General features: G+C 53.2%; 1 protein-coding gene. It reads left to right on the top strand.

From position 1 onward, the window contains the following. Nucleotides 1-831: Ig-like domain-containing protein (locus QUA99_RS01930; RefSeq protein ID WP_333460289.1), on the top strand; the 831-nt coding region annotated here is incomplete at both ends.

Here is an 831-nt window from a genome sequence, read left to right as displayed (position 1 = left end):
AATGCCGCTTTAGTTACAGGCCCGACCAAAGGTTCGATCGCGTTCGATAACTTGGGCGGCTTCACTTATACTCCCAATCCAGGCTTTGTAGGCACTGACACTTTCACCTACAGCGTTAGCGACGGCGCTGCTACTGTCCCCGCTACGGTGAATATCAACGTTACTAACAGTCCGCCGCAGCCACAAGCTGACACCTACAGCATCAGTGCGGGAACAGTCCTCAGCGTAGTGCCGGGAGTTTTAGCGAACGATTCCGACGCGGACTTTGACACGCTGACTGCTGCGCTGGCCGCAAATCCGACGAAAGGGTCGATCGCCCTCAACAAAGACGGTTCTTTCACTTATACTCCTAACGCAGGCTTTTCTGGAACAGACACCTTTACCTACACAGTCAGCGACGGGATAGTTAACTCTGCACCCGCTACCGTAACTGTAAACGTCAACAATAACCCGCCTGTTGCGAATTCTGACACCTATACTACTCCTTTTAATACGGGTCTCAACGTGACTGGTTTGGGAGTCTTAATCAACGATACAGACCCGGAAAACGACCCGCTGACGGCGATTCTGGTGACAAATCCGGCTACAGGGTCGATCGCCCTCAATGCTAACGGTTCTTTCAGTTACACTCCGAATGCTGGTTTTGCAGGGACAGACTCTTTTACCTACAAAGCTAATGACGGGAAAGCTGATTCTGCGATCGTCACAGCAAGCATTGTTGTCAATAACCCTCCGACTCCGACTCCCACGGGAACTCCGACTCCGACTCCCACGGGAACTCCGACTCCGACTCCCACGGGAACTCCGACTCCGACTCCCACGGGAACTCCG

It is taken from the genome of Microcoleus sp. F10-B2, assembly GCF_036704965.1.
Lineage (GTDB): Bacteria > Cyanobacteriota > Cyanobacteriia > Cyanobacteriales > Microcoleaceae > Microcoleus.
This window is presented reverse-complemented; position numbering and strand designations above follow the sequence as displayed.